Consider the following 14,388-nt stretch of genomic DNA (forward strand, 5'->3'; position numbering starts at 1 on the left):
CATCCGTCGGCCTTCTACGCGCAAGCCCACGGATGCCCTCGGCATGACTCGTAAGCTTTTGCCGACAATTTCCCCCGTGGCCGGTCAGGCCGCGTCGATGGCGTCTGCGCCGACGGCGCCGCCCCCCTTGTTTGTACAATCTCGGTCGTCACTGGGGAGTAGCCGCTCTGCGACCGCCAGAGGCCTGCGTCAACATGCTTGGCAGTTTTGCCATGGCGCAGGCGGTTTCCGGACTTGGCAAGACCTTTGACCAGGGTGCCTCCGACTCGGCCGGGGATCCGCCGTGGTCATTCGTCTTTGCTCCGGCCGGGAACCGTCCATGGAATCTCTCTTCGTCTCGACGGGCGTCGTCGCCCTGGCCGAAATCGGCGACAAAACGCAGCTGCTCGCCTTCCTGCTGGCGGCCCGCTTCAAAAAGCCGCTGCCGATCATCCTGGGCATTCTGGTCGCGACGTTGGCCAACCATGGCCTGGCCGGGGCGCTGGGTGCCTGGATCACCGCCACCGTCAGCCCCCAGGTGCTGCGCTGGGTGCTGGGCCTGTCGTTCATTGCAATGGCCGTCTGGACGCTGATCCCCGACGAAATCGAGGAGGACGAGGTATCGATTGCGCGGCGCTTTGGCGTCTTTGGGGCCACGTTGGTGACCTTCTTCCTGGCCGAGATGGGCGACAAGACGCAAATTGCCACCGTGGCAATGGCGGTGCACTACGCCGCGCCGCTGATGGTGGTCATCGGCACCACGCTGGGCATGTTGATCGCCGACGTGCCGGCGGTGTTCGTGGGCGACAAGCTGGCCAACCGCATTCCGATGCGGCTGGTGCATGGGGTGGCGGCCGCCATTTTTGCCGGGCTGGGGGTGCTGACGCTGATGGGGGTGGGTGCCTCGCTGGGAGTGTGACGCTCAGGCCGGGGCGGGCCGGTCGGCGGCGTCTTGGCGGCCGTCGCACGGGCGCATCGCTGCGCCGTCCGCCCGGCGTCGATGGACTGTCGGCGGGCGTCGCCGTGCTGGTGCAATCGTTGTATGCTTATTGAGCGATCAAAAAGAGAGGGCTGAAAGCCGCTCGGCCCCGAGCCTGCCCCCGAAGGAGTTGCCCCCATGTCTTCTGTCGCCCTGTCCCGCCGCCGCTGGTTGCAAATCGCCGCCGGCTCCGGCCTGGTGGGGGCCGGCCTCGCCACCATGCCGGAGGTGCGGCTGTTTGCCCAGCAGTTGCAGGACTTTATCGAGGGGCCGCCGGTGCCCGATGTGAAGCCCGAGCGCATCGCCCCCCACGTTTGGATGATTTACGCTCAGGACGGCTTTCCCACGCCGGAAAACCGCGGGGTGATGGCCAATGTGGTGTTCGTCGTGACTTCGGTGGGGGTGGTGATGCTCGACGCCGGGTGCTCGCTGCAGCACGGCGAGATGGTCGTCCGCATGATCCGCACCGTGACCGACAAGCCCGTGGTGGCGATCTTCAACAGCCACTACCACGGCGACCACTGGCTGGGCAATCACGCCTTCGTCAAGACGTACGGCGAGGCGCTGCCAATCTACGCCTTGCCGCACACCATCGAGCAGATCAAAGGGGCCGAAGGCAGCCTGTGGCGCAGCTTGATGGAGCGCTGGACCAACCAAGCCACGATGGGCACACAGGTGGTGGCGCCCAACCGGCCGGTGCAGCACGGGCAGACGTTCACTTTTGGCGATGTCACCCTGCGCATGCACCACTACGGCAAGGCGCACACGCCGTCCGATCTGTGCGTGGAGGTGGTGCAGGATCGCTTCACCTATGTCGGCGACATTGCGATGGAAAACCGCATCGCCAACATCGACGATGGCTCCTACCCGGGGACGTTCAAGTACTACGAAGCGCTGCAACAGGCCGCCGGCGACCAAGTGTGGTGGCCGGGGCATGGGCGCGGCAGCAAGACGCTGCTGCGCGACTACGGCACTTTCCTCAAGGGCATTTGGGAGCCGTGCGTGCAGGCCGTCAAGGACGGCGTGCCGCTGGAAAAGGCCAAGGAACTCGTGCTCAAGGACCCCCGCGTGGCCGCACGGGCGCGGGGGATGGCGGGGTTCGACTCCAATATTGGCAAGTACACCAGTTTGGCGTACTTGGAAGCCGAGCGGGAGCTATTCTGACCCCACGGCCTTCCTGGGCCGGCGCTTTGGCGGCAGCCGCCACCACGGCAGCGTCGCGGTCAGAGAGAGCACGGCGCCGCAGTCCTGCGGCGCATAGCCTGGAATGCCGGCCAGTCGCGCCTGCCAGGCGGGCGTGGTCAACACGTCGCGCAGGGCGCGCAGCCCGGGTTGCTCCAGGGCAGTTTCGAGGCAGGCGAGGGCATAGCGTTCGCGCACCAAGGGGACGAAGCCCAGCCCCAGCCGCTGCGCGGCCGCCTGTGTACCCAAGCCCGCATCGGCGCTGCCGCTGGCCACCGTCTGCGCAACGGCGGCGTGCGAGGGCTCGCAGCGGTCGTAGCCCGGCAGCTCCTGCGGTTGCAGGCCCGCTTCGCGCAGCAGCTCATCCAACAGCAGCCGGGTCCCGGTGCCTTCGGGCCGATTGACGTAACGCAGCCGCCAGCGCACGACGTCCGCCAGACCGCGCAGCCGGCGGGGATTGCCTGGGGGGACGATCAGGCCCTGCCAGCGCTGCGCAAAGCCCAGCAGCTTGTGCCGCCCCGGGGCGAGCAGCGGCCGGTAGGCGCGCGCAGCGGGGCTGTCGATGCCTGGCTGCTCACGCGTGTGAAAGCCAGCGACCACGCAGCGCCCGTCGTCGAGTGCGCGCAGCGCTTCCACGCTGCCGCAAAAGCGGATGTCCAGGTGCAGGCGCGCGTGTTCGGCCGCGTGTGTCTGCAGCAGCGGCAGGGCGTCGTCGTGGCTGGCGTACAGCGGCAGCACATGGCTGTCCGGGTCGAAGGCCAGCGCGAAGGTGCGCTCCAACTCGGCCCGCAGGGCCTCGATCTGTGGCATCAGGCGGGCCTGCGCCAGCCGCTCGGTCCAGATGAGTTTTTCGGCAAACGGGGTGAGGGTGGCGGCCTGGCCCCGCTCCCAGTGCACGAGCGGTTGACCGAGCCGGTCTTCCCACGATTTGAGCTGTCCCCACGCATGTCGGTACGACCACCCCAGCGCACGCGCCGCCGCTGCGATCGAGCCGCCAGTGCGCACGGCGTACAGCAGATCCATCAAGGGGTTGCGCAGCGGGGCGGCATGGTCGCTGCCCGTGTCGTCCAGAAGGTAGTGAAGCCCAATCCTGCGCATGCCCACAGTGTGCCCGATGTGACGGGGGCACCGCCTGCGCTGCCGGTGTCCCCAGGCCTATGCACGCCGCTGCATACCGGGAAAGCCACGGGCGCTTGCCGTTTGCTCGGCCGCTACGATGCACGGTCATGGAGTCTTTTGCGCAGGGGTTGGCGGTTGCCTGGGGGTTGGTCCTGTCGGGGGACGCGACGTTGTGGCAGATCGTCGCGCGGTCGTTGGCGGTCAGTGCGACCGCTTGCGGGTTGGCGTGCGTGCTGGGGTTGTCGATCGGAACATGGCTGGCCGTGGCGCGTTTTCCGGGGCGCGCTGCCGTCGTGACGCTGGTCAATACGCTGCTGGCGGTTCCATCGGTGGTGGTCGGGCTGGTGGTGTACCTGCTGCTGTCCCGCTCGGGGCCGCTGGGCTTTCTGGGGTGGTTGTTTACGTTTCAGGCCATGGTGCTGGCGCAGACGGTGCTGGTGTTGCCGTTGGTCATCGGGCTCACGCGCCAGGTGGTGGAGGATGCGGAATCGCAGTACGGCGAGCAGTTGCGCGCGCTGGGCGCCGGGACGGTGTGGCGCGGCTGGCTGCTCGCTTGGGATGAGCGGTACGCGCTGCTGACGGTCGTGATCACGGCGTTTGCGCGCGCGGTCTCGGAGGTGGGGGCGGTGATGGTCGTGGGCGGCAATATCGATGGCTTTACCCGCGTCATGACGACGGCGATTGCGCTGGAGACCAGCAAGGGCGATCTGCCGCTGGCGCTGGGGCTGGGCATCGTCCTGCTGGGGGTGGTGCTGATCCTGAATGCCCTGGTGGCGCTGCTGCGACGCTGGCGCGAACGGGCGGATGGGCCTACACTGCTGGAGGCGCGCGCATGACGCCGCTATATGACTTTCGCGGGGTGCACGTCCGTCTGGGCCCTGCGGGGCAGGTACACGCCTTGCGCGGGATCGACCTGCGCGTGCAGCCTGGCGAGCGCGTGGCGCTGGTGGGCAGCAACGGCAGTGGCAAGAGTACGCTGTTGCGTACGCTCATGGGTCTGTTGCCGGTGGGGGGCGTATTGCACCGCGCCCCGGGGGTGCGTGCGGCCCTGGTGTTCCAGCGGCCGTACCTGATGCGCTCGAGCGCGTTGCACAACGTGGCGATTGCGCTGTGGTTGCAGGGGCAGCGCTGGGCACAGGCGCGGGTGCTGGCCCTGCAAGCGCTGGAGCGGGTGGGCCTGGCGGCCTACGCGGGGCGCAACGGGCGGACCTTGTCGGGGGGGCAGCAGCAGCGGTTGGCCCTGGCCCGGGCCTGGGCGCAGCACCCCAATGTCTGGCTGCTCGATGAGCCGACCGCCAGCCTCGATCCGCAGGCCCGGCTCGAGGTCGAGGCCTTGATCCGCACTTTCGCCGCTCCTGGCGCCTCACCAGCGCAGGAGGGGGGAGGGACTCTGATTTTCAGCAGTCACCAACTGGGGCAGGTGCGGCGCCTGGCCAGCCGCGTCGTCTATCTGGAAGCAGGGCGCATTCTGGCCGATCTTCCTGTGGATGATTTTTTCGACCCCGATGTCCTGGCGCGGCATTCGCCTCAGGCTCGTGCTTTTGTCCTTGGAGAAACCCCATGAAGTTGCTATCCTGGTTACTGACGGTTGTCGGCTGTCTCGTGGCGTGGACGGTTCACGCGCAGCCCCTCGTCGTGGCTTCCACCACCTCGACGGAGCAGTCGGGTCTTTTCGGCCACCTATTGCCACTGTTTCGACAGGCGACAGGGATCGAGGTCAAGGTGGTGGCGCTGGGGACCGGGCAAGCGATCGACATGGCGCGCCGCGGCGATGCCGATGTGTTGTTCGTGCACGATCAGGCGGCCGAGGAGCGCTTCGTTGCGGAAGGCTGGGGGGTGCAGCGGCTGGAGGTCATGTACAACGATTTCGTGCTGGTGGGGCCCAAGACGGATCCCGCCGGTGTTCGGGGGCGCGACATCGTGGAGGCGCTGCGTAAGGTGGCGGCAGCCGGCGCGCCGTTCGTCTCACGCGGCGACAGGAGCGGAACCCACGCCGCCGAATTGCGGTTTTGGGCGCAGGCGGGGCGACCCGAGCCTGGATGGAGCGGCTATCGGCCATGCGGCTGCGGCATGGGGGCCGCGCTCAACATGGCCGCCGCCACCGCTGCCTATGTGTTGACGGATCGCGGCACTTGGCTGAACTTCAAAAACCGCGCCGATTTGGCCGTGCTGGTCGAGGGGGACCCGCGCCTGTTCAATCCCTACGGGGTGATTCGAGTGAACCCCGAACGACACCCACACGTCAAGACGGCAGCGGCACAAGCGTTTGTGGATTGGATCACCGGGCCTATGGGGCAAGCAGCGATTGCCAGTTATCGGATCGGGGGGGAGGCGGCCTTCTTCCCGAGCGCGCGGCGCTGATCGGCGCGGCAGGTGTTGCCGGCCTCAGCGCTGGGCCAGCTTGCGATAGACCGTGGCCCGGCTGATTCCGAGTTGCCGCGCCGCTTCGGCCACATTGCCGCCAGCTTGCGCCACGGCGTGGCGGATGAGGGCCGCCTCCCGGCTTTTGAGAGGTAAGCTGGGGCCGTGTTGGGTGTCGTCGCCCCCCGACTGCGCCAACACCAGCAGCCGCAGCCCCAGCCAACTGGGTACTTCGAGCGGCCCGCGCCCCCGTCGCGCGGCGCTGAACAGGTCGCCATACGGCACGGCAAACACCTCGTCGGCGTGGGGCCAGCCGCCCGCGCTCGCCCCGATGTTCGCCCGCAGGTCCAGCATCTCGGTGGCCGTGCGGTTGGCGCCCACGATGCGCCCGTCGGCGTCGAGGATCAGGAGGCCATCGTCGTCATCGCCCGGCAGATGCCCGGGCCACGTCAATCGCAGGCTCAGGGCATGGGGGCGCAACAGCACCAGGGCGTTTTCGATGCGGCGCGCCGTCACGCTGACCAAGTGCTTGAGGGCGCGGCGCTCCGGCGCCATGACACCGGTCAGATCGAGCATGCCGATGCATGCGCCGTCGGGGTCGAACAGCGGTGCCCCGGCGCAGCTGTAGACCGCAGTGTTGTCGAAGAAATGTTCCCCCCGGTGCAGCCAAACCGGCATCCGCTCGGTCAGCGCGGCGCCGATGGCCGAGGTGCCGATCGCGCTCTCCGACAGATCCACGCCGATGCGGGCGATTGCATGGATATGCCGGTTGCCGGGATCGACCGGGCCGTGCACGTCGATGACGATTCCGTTCGGATCGGTCAGCAGCGCAAAGTAGCCGGTGTCGGACATTGCCCGACCCAGCGTGCGGTCGATGATGGGGGTGGCCGCCTGCCTCAGGGTCTGGCTGGCTTCCAAGGTCCGCCGCATCACGGCGGCGCTGACACTGTCGAACACCACCCGCTCGCCTGGGCGTTGCCCGCGTGCCAGGCAGCGGCGCCACGAGGACGCGATCCACGGCTCGAGGCCCGGCACATCCCCGTCGAGCTGCGGGTCGTCGAGCATCCGGCGCCGGGCTTGGTCGATGGCGACGGTGCGGGCGTGCGGGGGGATCGGCCGCGGGCTGACCGATTCGCCGGGGCAATTGGACGGCAAATGCCGATTCGGCGCGACGCCCGTCGTACACGTTCACTGTCGCATTTTGAGAAATTCCGCACGCCTCCCCGGTCGACTAGGGTTATCCCCAAGGATGGCAGGGGATTCTCCTACAACAATACCAAAGCGGTGAACTTCACAAGGGCGTCCTTGCGGCCCCGCTACCCAGGAGACCAAGCATGCAAAAGGTGCTGCACATCGATCCGGCCAAGTGCACGGGCTGCCTTCAGTGCGAAATGGCCTGCTCGTTCGAAAACTACGGCACATACGCCACGTCCAAATCGCGCATCAAGGTGTTCGACTTCCACCACACCGGGCGCAAAGTGCCTTACACCTGCACCCAATGCGACGAGGCGTGGTGCCTGCATGCCTGCCCGGTGGAGGCCATCACGGTCGACAAGGTCACGGGAGCCAAGGTCGTCAACGAGACTACCTGCGTCGGCTGCAAGGTGTGCACCATTGCCTGCCCCTTCGGCACCGTCAACTACGTGCAGGAAACCGGCAAGGTCCAAAAGTGCGATCTGTGCGGCGGCGAGCCGGCCTGCGCCGATGCCTGCCCCACGGGCGCCATCACCTTCATCGATGCCAATTGGACCGGCATCGACCGCATGAAGCAGTGGGCCGACAAACTGGGCAACCAGACGGCCGCGGCCTGATCGTCAAAGGAGCACGAACATGTCTTGGGCTGGAAAAATCCTGCGCGTCAATCTGACGGCCGGCACCTGCACGGCCGAGCCGCTGAACATGACCTGGGCGCGCCAATACCTGGGCTCGCGCGGGCTGGGCAGCAAATACCTGGTCGAGGAGGTGGACCCCAAGGTCGATCCGCTGTCGCCCGACAACAAGATCATCTGGGCCACCGGGCCGCTGACGGGCACCATGGCCTCCACCGGCGGACGCTACACCGTCATCACCAAGGGCCCGCTGACTGGGGCCATTGCCTGCTCCAACTCCGGCGGTTACTGGGGGGCGGAGCTCAAGATGGCCGGCTGGGACATGATCATTTTCGAGGGCAAATCGCCCAAGCCGGTGTACCTGTACGTCAACGACGACGTGGCCGAGCTGCGCGACGCCTCGCACCTGTGGGGCAAATCGGTCTGGCAGACGGAGGAAATCCTCAAGAGCTCGCTGCAGGACCCGCTGCTGCGCATTTCCAGCATCGGGCGCGCGGGCGAAAACCAGGTCCTGTACGCGGCAGTGGTCAACGACCTGCACCGCGCCGCCGGCCGCTCCGGCGTCGGGGCGGTGGCGGGCAGCAAAAACCTCAAGGCGATTGCCGTGCGTGGCACCAAGGGCGTGGGCAATGTCCGCGATCCCAAGGCCTTCATGCAGGTCACGAAAGAAAAGAAAAAGATCCTGGCCGACAACGCAGTGACGGGGCAGGGGCTGCCCAAATACGGCACGCAGGTGCTGATGAACGTCATCAACGAAATCGGCGCGTTGCCCACGCGCAACCACCGCGACGTGCAGTTCGAGGGGGCCAAAGACATTTCGGCCGAGGCCATGCTGACGCCGCGCCCCACCGACGGCAAGACGCACCTCGTGACCAACCAGGCGTGCTTTGGCTGCACCATCGCGTGCGGGCGCATCAGCAAGATCGACGAGACGCACTTCAGCGTGCAGAACAAGCCCCAGTACTGGGGGGCCAGCGGCGGGCTGGAGTACGAGGCCGCGTGGGCGCTTGGGGCCGCCAACGGCGTGAACGATCTGGAGGCGCTGCAGTACGCCAACCTGATCTGCAACGAGCACGGGATGGACCCGATCAGCTTTGGGGCCACCGTCGGTGCCGTCATGGAGCTGTACGAACTGGGCGTGCTGACCAAGGAACAGATCGGCATCGAAGCGCCGTTTGGCTCCGCCCGCGCGCTGTGCGAGCTGGCGGACATGACGGCCAACGGCGTCGGGTTTGGCAAAGAGATCGGGCTGGGCTCCAAACGCCTGTGCGAGAAGTACGGCCACCCCGAGCTGTCCATGAGCGTCAAGGGCCAGGAGTTCCCCGCCTACGACTCGCGCGGCATCCAGGGCATGGGCTTGGCCTATGCGACCAGCAACCGCGGTGCCTGCCACCTGCGCGGCTACACCGTGGCGTCCGAGGTGCTGGGCATCCCCGTCAAGACCGACCCGCTGACGGCCGAGGGCAAGCCCGAGCTGGTCAAAGCCTTCCAGGACGCCACGGCGGCGTTCGACTCGGCGGGCATCTGCATCTTTACCAGCTTTGCCTGGGGGCTGGCCGACGTGGCGCCGCAGGTTGCGGCCGCCTGCGGCGACGAGTACACCACCGAGGAGCTGGAGCGCATCGGCGAGCGCATCTGGAACATGGAGCGCGAGTTCAACAACGCCGCCGGCTTCACGGCCAAGGACGACAGCCTGCCGCCGCGCCTGCTGACCGAGCCCGCCAAGAGCGGCCCCGCCAAGGGGTTGGTCAACAAGCTGCCCGAGATGCTGCCCAAGTACTACGCGGTGCGGGGTTGGGACGCGGAAGGCCGCCCGACCGCCGAAACCAAGGCGCGACTGGGCCTTTGATCCAACGCACGACATGACCCACCACGTCATTCTGGGGGCCGGGCCGGCCGGGGTGATCGCGGCCGAAACCATCCGCAAGCATGCTCCGGCGGATCGCATCACGCTCGTCGGCGACGAGCCGGAGCCGCCATATTCGCGCATGGCGATTCCGTACCTGTTGATCGGGCACATCGACGAGGCCGGCACCCACCTGCGCAAAACGGCCGATCACTACGAGCGCCTGCGCATCGAGCGGGTGCAAGGGCAGGCGACTGCGGTGGATACGTCGGCGCGCACCGTGCGGCTGGACGATGGGCACACCCTGACCTACGACCGGCTGCTGATCGCCACCGGGTCGCGGCCCGCCCGCCCGCCCATCCCCGGCATCGACCTGCCGGGAGTGCACCACTGCTGGACCCTGGCGGATGCCCGCGCCATCATGGAGCGGGCCAAACCCGGAGCCCGCGTGCTGCAACTGGGGGCCGGCTTCATCGGTTGCATCATCATGGAGGCGTTGCAACAGCGCGGCGTCACCCTGACCATCGTCGAGATGGGCGATCGCATGGTGCCGCGCATGATGGGGCCGGCCGCCGGCGGCATGATCCGCGACTGGTGCGAAGCCAAAGGCGTGGCGGTGCACACCGGCACGCGCCTGGAAGCGATCGAACCCGGCGCGCCGCTGAACGTGCGCCTGTCCAACGGCCACGCGGTCGCGGCCGATCTGGTCATCATCGCCGCGGGGGTCAAGCCCGCCATCGGTTTTTTGGAGAACTCCGGCATCCGCTGCCTGCAAGGCGTGCTGACCGACGAGCACATGCAAACCAACGTGCCCGGCGTCTATGCGGCGGGGGACTGCGCCGAGGCCTTCGACAAGGTGTCGGGGACCACCATCGTCAGTGCGATCCAGCCCAATGCCGCCGATCAGGCGCGCGTGGCTGCGCTCAACATGGTGGGCCAGCGGGCGGAGCTGCGCGGGGTCACGCAAATCAACGTGCTCGACACGCTGGGGCTCATTTCCACCAGCTTTGGCAACTGGCAGGGGGTGCCCGGTGGCGACCGGGTGGAACGGGTGGATGCCGAGCACCACAAGGTGCTGAGCCTGTGCTTCGACGGCGATGTGATGGTGGGCTGCAACAGCGTGGGTTGGACCGACCACGTCGGTGCCCTGCGCGGGCTGGTCGAGGGCAAGGTCCGACTGGGCGTGTGGAAGCGCGAGCTGATGCAAGATCCGACACGCTTCATGGCCGCGTACCTGGCCACCGCCCAGGCGCAGTCCCGGTGGGCAGGGGCGGCCGACACCCGTCGGCGCTGAGGAGCCGCGTTCGCATGCAGGTCACATTCAAGCTGTTCGCGACGCTGGGGGACTACCTGCCCCCTGGCGCGCGCTTCAATCAGATCGAGCTGGAGGTCCCCGAGGGCACCACGGTGCAGACCGTCATTGACCACCATCAGCTCCCCCCGAAGCTGGTGCACCTGGTGCTGGTCAATGGCGTGTTCGTGCCCCCGTCCGAGCGCGCCGGGCGCGCGCTGGCCCCGGGGGACGTGCTGGCGGTCTGGCCGCCAATCGCCGGGGGATGAGCGACCCCGGTGGCCCCCCGTCCGGACCGCCCCCTCCCATGCAGTCGTATTACCCGCAGGCCTTCGAGCGCGACATGGGGTGCACGGTCCAGGAGTGGCTGGGCTGGCTGCCCGCGGCGATCGGGGACCACCCCTGGTCGCGCACGGGCGATGGCGTGCAGGTGCGCATCGGCACGGGGACCCTGGCGCTCACCTGGCGACCCTTGCCCCCCCGGACCATCGCCCTGATCCGGCTGCCCCGGCTGTGGGTGGGCTTTCGCTTCGAGGGGCTGACCGCCGACGAGCGCCACCGATTCATGCGCCGCTTCGATCTCTATCTGCAGCGCGGTGGCGGTTGAGTCCCGCCCCGCTGGTCACGTGGCGCGGCCGCTCGGGCGGCCCAGCAGCCCCATCACGGTGTAGGCCAGCAGCATCGTGGCGACGAAGCCAGTACCGTAGACGATTAGGATCAGGAACCAGTCCGCCGGGCCGGCCGCGTCGGTGAAGCCCGACGACGACACCGCGGCCATCACCACCAGGGCGACGCCGCCGCCGAGCAGGCCCAGCAGCTCCGACTGCACCAGCCGGCGCGACACGAGGTGGCCGTCCCGCCGCCATACCCAGCCGAATCCCACCGCCGTGCCCAGCGCGAGCAGCGGCAGGATCCACAGCAGCGGGCCCAGCATCTCTTGGAACACCGCGAGGAACACCAGAGGGTCGTAGGTCTTCATGATCGGGGTCTCCGAGGGGGTGCGGGGGTCAGGTGCGGCCGCGCAGCATGCTGATGTAGGTGGGTTTGAGGGCCACCGTCTTCATGACCCAACTCACCCACAACTCCTCCAGCGGCGCGATGAAACCGGGGAACGACTGATAGAGGTTGTCCTGGTAGTCGAACTCGATCAGCATGGCCCGGCCCAGCCGGGTGATCAGCGGACACGACGTGTAGCCGTTGTACTTGTCCTGCGAGGGCTTGCCGCTGATGTCGCCGACCAGGTGATCCACCGCCACCGGCACCTGCCACTTGACGCTGGCGGCCGTCTTGCCCTTGGGCACGCCGGCGATGTCCCCGACGCCGAACACGTTGTCGTAGCGCTTGTGGCGCAGCGTCTCGCGGTCGACTTCCAGCCACCGCTCGCGGGCGAAGGGGCCGTCCTGCCAGGGCAGGGGACTGTCGCGCACCACGGCGGGCGCGCGCATCGGGGGCACGACGTGGATGAAGTCGTACTTCAGCTCCGTCGTCCCGGCGATCGAGCGGTACGTGGCGAGCCGGCGCCCCAGGTCGATGGACACGAGTTGGTGCTCGTAGTGCGGACGGATGCCGCGGTCCTGAAACAGCATGCGCACCTTCTCCGAGACGATGGGGACGGAGAACAGCGTTTTTTGCGGCGCGAGGTAGTGCAGCTCGGCCTTGCCCCGCATGCCCGCACGGCGCAGACGGTCGTCGGTGATGAAGGTGTACTTCAGGGGCGCCCCGGCGCACTTCATGTCGGTGTGCGGGCGGCCGAACAGCCCGACCCCACCTTGCGCGGCGAAGGCGGACATGACTTTCCAGGTGGCCGCGGCCGCCTCCGGGCCGTTGTACACGCTGCCCACCCCGTCGCGACCGATCCAGGCGGTGTCCATGCCGTCGATGGCCGCGTAGTCGAGCTCCAGGCCGCAGGCGACGATCAGGAAGTCGTAACCCACCTTGCGCCCACCCGCCGTGGTCACCCGGCGCGCCTCGGGATCGATCTCGGCGGCGGCCTCCTGCACCCATTCGACGCCGGCCGCGACGTACTCCTGCGTCGTCGACACGACGTAGCTGACGGGCTTGATGCCGGCGCCCACCAGGGTAAAGCCGGGCTGGTAATAGTGGTCGCGCCGCGCGTCGATCAGGGTGATGCTCGCCTGCGGCAGGCGGCGGCGCAGGTGCGAGGCGCTGGCCAGTCCGGCCGCCCCGGCCCCGACGATGACGATGCGGGCCTTGCCGTCCACCGGTGTGGGGTCCGACCGGGACTCCCCGGGGGCGGCCATGAGCCCCAGGGCACCGAGTGCGGCCAGACGTGCGAGCGCCTCGCGGCGATCGGGATCGAATCGGACCATGACCGTCTCCTCATGGATGGTTGATACCCTTGGGAGTTTGTATGATGGGAGCGGAACGCGCGGGATTCCTTGATCCATCGCAAGCGTCCCGCCCGATCGACCCCGGAGAAACCCGAACATGGACACACCGACCACCGTCACGCTCGTCCGCCGCAGCGGCTACCAGTTCGCGATCGATTTCGGGCTGGACACGCCCACGCTGTTCAGCGACGAACCGCCCCCGCTGGGCGAATCCAACGGCCCCACGCCGAAACACCTGCTGCTGGCGGCGGTGGCCAACTGCCTGAGCGCGAGCCTGACGTTTGCGCTCACCAAATTCAAGCAGGACCCCGGCACCCTGACCGCGGTGGCGCGCGCCACCGTCGGCCGCAACGCCGCCAATCGCCTGCGGGTGCAGCGCATCGAAGTCGAGATTCGACTGGAGCGCCCCGGGGACGCGTACGAGCATCTCGACCGCATCCTCGGGCAGTTCGAGGAGTTCTGCACCATCTCGATGAGCGTGCAGCAGGGCATCCCGATCGACGTGCGCGTCACCGGGGGCGACGGTCAGGTGCTCAAGGGCTGAGTCAGCGCCGCTGCTCACCGCCGAGCGCGGCGAGCAGGTCGCCGATCAGCGCCGACAGCTCGCCCGTGGCGATGGCGGCGTCGGTGTCGAAACCGTCGCCCTCGCCAGCGTCGTTGTCCTCGAAGACGCCGTCCTGGAAGGCGATGCGGCGCAGTTGCGCGCCGTCGGTCAGCACGAAGCTCACGCGGCCGTCCCAGTCCAGGGCCAGCTTGGTCGGCCGCTTGCCCTGCGCCAGGTGCCGCTGCATATCCTCGGTGTCGAGCACGTGGCGGGTGAAGCGCACCACCGCGGGGCTGTCGCCGTCGCTCTTGAGTTCGGCGTCGCGGCCAGGGGCGAAGTGCGTGGGCCAGTCCTGCGGCGCGGAGCCGAGCCAGCCGGCCATCGCCGTCGCCGGGGACAGTGCCGTCTCCAGCGGCTCGACACGCAGCCCGTCCAGCGCCCGGACCAGGGCGGTCACCACCGCGTCCACGCGCTTGGGCGACGTGCTGTCGAAGGCGATGCGCCCCGCGCCCACGTCGAGCCAGATCTGCACGTCCACCGCCTGCGCGAAGGCCATCGGCAGCAGCTCCTGCAGGATCGCTTCCTTCAGGTCGCGTTGCTCGCGCCGGCCCGGCTGGCGGCCCTCGGAGGCTTCGATCTGGGCGCAGCGCGCCTGCAGCGCGCGCTTGACGACGGCCCCGGGCACGCGCTTGGTCTCAATGCGGTAGCGCATCAACCGGTGGCCCGCCACCGACTCGACCAGGGGGGCATGGGGCTGGCCGCGCGGTGGCACCCAGCCCTCGCTCTGCATCTGGGTGGGGCCGCAGGGGTGGAAGGGCAGGGCCGCCAGGGCCTGCTCCATCTGTTCCAGGGTCGCGGCAAAGCCGTCGCCGATGCGAAAGACCGTCAGGTTCTTGAACACGGTGTG

General features: G+C 68.2%; 16 protein-coding genes and 1 riboswitch. Of the genes, 11 read left to right on the forward strand and 5 right to left on the reverse strand.

Features of this window, described 5'->3' with window-relative positions:
* Positions 1-141: 141 nt before the first annotated feature.
* Positions 142-315, forward strand: a riboswitch (yybP-ykoY riboswitch).
* 4 nt (positions 316-319) lie between these two features.
* The gene (locus tag Tfont_RS08275) at positions 320-898 is read left to right on the forward strand and encodes a TMEM165/GDT1 family protein (protein ID WP_143969081.1); all 579 of its coding nucleotides are present in this window, start codon (positions 320-322) and stop codon (positions 896-898) included.
* A 198-nt stretch (positions 899-1,096) separates the two neighbouring features.
* Complete coding sequence (locus Tfont_RS08280; RefSeq protein WP_068607601.1) at positions 1,097-2,122, forward strand: MBL fold metallo-hydrolase; 1,026 nt, start codon at positions 1,097-1,099, stop codon at positions 2,120-2,122.
* Here the strand turns inward: Tfont_RS08280 and Tfont_RS08285 are convergent.
* A complete protein-coding gene (locus tag Tfont_RS08285) occupies positions 2,114-3,238 on the reverse strand; it encodes a substrate-binding domain-containing protein (RefSeq protein ID WP_068607599.1) in 1,125 nt (374 codons plus the stop codon). The genes Tfont_RS08280 and Tfont_RS08285 overlap by 9 nt on opposite strands.
* 128 nt (positions 3,239-3,366) lie before the next feature.
* Between Tfont_RS08285 and Tfont_RS08290 the strand changes: the two genes are divergently transcribed.
* From Tfont_RS08290 to Tfont_RS08300, 3 genes are read left to right on the forward strand one after another with little or no spacing between them, the layout of a single operon-like run.
* A complete protein-coding gene (locus Tfont_RS08290; protein WP_143969082.1) occupies positions 3,367-4,095 on the forward strand; it encodes an ABC transporter permease in 729 nt (242 codons plus the stop codon).
* A complete protein-coding gene (locus Tfont_RS08295) occupies positions 4,092-4,823 on the forward strand; it encodes an ATP-binding cassette domain-containing protein (protein ID WP_143969083.1) in 732 nt (243 codons plus the stop codon). The genes Tfont_RS08290 and Tfont_RS08295 overlap by 4 nt, the downstream gene beginning before the upstream one ends.
* Positions 4,820-5,620 carry a substrate-binding domain-containing protein gene (locus Tfont_RS08300; protein WP_143969084.1) on the forward strand — a complete coding sequence of 267 codons (801 nt, stop codon included), beginning with the start codon at positions 4,820-4,822 and terminating at the stop codon, positions 5,618-5,620. The genes Tfont_RS08295 and Tfont_RS08300 overlap by 4 nt, the downstream gene beginning before the upstream one ends.
* Positions 5,621-5,644: 24 nt before the next feature.
* Here Tfont_RS08300 and Tfont_RS08305 read toward each other — a convergent pair whose 3' ends face one another.
* A complete protein-coding gene (locus Tfont_RS08305; protein ID WP_143969085.1) occupies positions 5,645-6,685 on the reverse strand; it encodes a helix-turn-helix domain-containing protein in 1,041 nt (346 codons plus the stop codon).
* A gap of 269 nt (positions 6,686-6,954) precedes the next feature.
* Between Tfont_RS08305 and Tfont_RS08310 the strand changes: the two genes are divergently transcribed.
* The 5 genes from Tfont_RS08310 to Tfont_RS08330 are packed head-to-tail and all read left to right on the forward strand — an operon-like array spanning position 6,955 to position 11,193.
* The gene (locus Tfont_RS08310; protein WP_143969086.1) at positions 6,955-7,431 is read left to right on the forward strand and encodes a 4Fe-4S dicluster domain-containing protein; all 477 of its coding nucleotides are present in this window, start codon (positions 6,955-6,957) and stop codon (positions 7,429-7,431) included.
* Positions 7,432-7,450: 19 nt separating this feature from the next.
* On the forward strand, positions 7,451-9,298 hold the full coding sequence (locus Tfont_RS08315) for an aldehyde ferredoxin oxidoreductase family protein (protein WP_143969087.1): 1,848 nt from the start codon (positions 7,451-7,453) through the stop codon (positions 9,296-9,298).
* 13 nt (positions 9,299-9,311) lie between these two features.
* Positions 9,312-10,589: an NAD(P)/FAD-dependent oxidoreductase gene (locus tag Tfont_RS08320; protein WP_143969088.1), complete on the forward strand. Its 1,278-nt coding sequence runs from the start codon at positions 9,312-9,314 to the stop codon at positions 10,587-10,589.
* Between the two features lie 14 nt (positions 10,590-10,603).
* On the forward strand, positions 10,604-10,855 hold the full coding sequence (gene thiS / locus Tfont_RS08325) for a sulfur carrier protein ThiS (RefSeq protein ID WP_068607585.1): 252 nt from the start codon (positions 10,604-10,606) through the stop codon (positions 10,853-10,855).
* Between the two features lie 38 nt (positions 10,856-10,893).
* Positions 10,894-11,193 carry a hypothetical protein gene (locus tag Tfont_RS08330; protein WP_143969089.1) on the forward strand — a complete coding sequence of 100 codons (300 nt, stop codon included), beginning with the start codon at positions 10,894-10,896 and terminating at the stop codon, positions 11,191-11,193.
* A gap of 15 nt (positions 11,194-11,208) precedes the next feature.
* Here Tfont_RS08330 and Tfont_RS08335 read toward each other — a convergent pair whose 3' ends face one another.
* Both Tfont_RS08335 and Tfont_RS08340 read right to left on the reverse strand, forming a co-directional pair.
* Entirely contained in the window at positions 11,209-11,565 is a 357-nt protein-coding gene (locus Tfont_RS08335; RefSeq protein WP_143969090.1) for a DUF5368 family protein, read from the reverse strand.
* Positions 11,566-11,593: 28 nt separating this feature from the next.
* Positions 11,594-12,916 carry an NAD(P)/FAD-dependent oxidoreductase gene (locus Tfont_RS08340; RefSeq protein ID WP_143969091.1) on the reverse strand — a complete coding sequence of 441 codons (1,323 nt, stop codon included), beginning with the start codon at positions 12,914-12,916 and terminating at the stop codon, positions 11,594-11,596.
* 118 nt (positions 12,917-13,034) lie between these two features.
* Between Tfont_RS08340 and Tfont_RS08345 the strand changes: the two genes are divergently transcribed.
* A complete protein-coding gene (locus tag Tfont_RS08345) occupies positions 13,035-13,481 on the forward strand; it encodes an OsmC family protein (protein WP_143969092.1) in 447 nt (148 codons plus the stop codon).
* Position 13,482: 1 nt separating this feature from the next.
* Here Tfont_RS08345 and Tfont_RS08350 read toward each other — a convergent pair whose 3' ends face one another.
* Positions 13,483-14,382, reverse strand: coding sequence for a recombination-associated protein RdgC (locus Tfont_RS08350; protein WP_068607575.1), 900 nt, complete (start codon positions 14,380-14,382; stop codon positions 13,483-13,485).
* Between the last annotated feature and the right edge of the window lie 6 nt (positions 14,383-14,388).

The sequence above is a fragment of the Tepidimonas fonticaldi genome, assembly GCF_007556755.1.
In the GTDB taxonomy this organism is placed as follows: Bacteria; Pseudomonadota; Gammaproteobacteria; order Burkholderiales; family Burkholderiaceae_C; genus Tepidimonas; species Tepidimonas fonticaldi.